The 694-nt window shown below is 62.1% G+C and carries 1 protein-coding gene; it reads left to right on the top strand.

The features are described from left to right. Positions 1-38: 38 nt before the first annotated feature. Positions 39-694: relaxase domain-containing protein (locus INT12_RS30765; protein WP_264294554.1), on the top strand; the 656-nt coding region annotated here is incomplete at its 3' end.

Genomic DNA, 694 nt, shown 5'->3' with positions numbered 1-694 from the left:
GGTCCAGCCACCAGCACTTTGCCGGGCGAGACCTGGACATGGATCTCCACACCCACCACCTGGTCTACGGGGTGGCGTTGGGCGAGGACGGCAAGGAATCGACCTTCGATGCCGTCGAAATCTACCGGCATGCCCGGGCCATGGACGAAATCTACAAGCTGGAGCTCTACAAGAACCTTCAGGACTTGGGCTACCAGGTCGAGCACGTCCGGGAGCTGGACGACGACGGCAAAGAAACCGACCGATCCTACGCACGCCTGGCCGGCATCGACCAGGACGTCATCGACCACTTCAGCAAGCGCCGGAAGGCCCTGCTCGAATACGCAGAACAGCATGGGGTCACCAACCAGCAGGCGAACAAGGCCACCCGCAAGCACAAGCACGAGCCCACGTATGCCGAGCTGGTGGAGCACTGGCAGGAGGCCTTGAAGGGCTTCGACCTGACCCCCGACAAGCTCAAAGCAGCTCAAGGCAGCCTGGACCAAGTGGAGCACAAGAGCGACGCCGAGTTGCTGGAGCTACTGCATCAGAACGAGGCGGTGTTCAACGGCATTGATCTGGTGCGGGTGCTGGGGATGGAATACGCGGGCAAGTTGGACGCGGCCGGGCTCGATGCCCGCATTGAACAGTTCAAGCAAGACAATGGCCTGGTGCTGGTCAACGCCGAGCGCCTGGCAGACGAAGACCGGGGGCT

The organism is Pseudomonas sp. K8 (assembly GCF_014889455.1).
Taxonomy (GTDB): Bacteria; Pseudomonadota; Gammaproteobacteria; order Pseudomonadales; family Pseudomonadaceae; genus Aquipseudomonas; species Aquipseudomonas veronii.
Note: the sequence above shows the minus strand (reverse complement) of the source record. Positions and strands in the feature narration are given on the sequence as shown.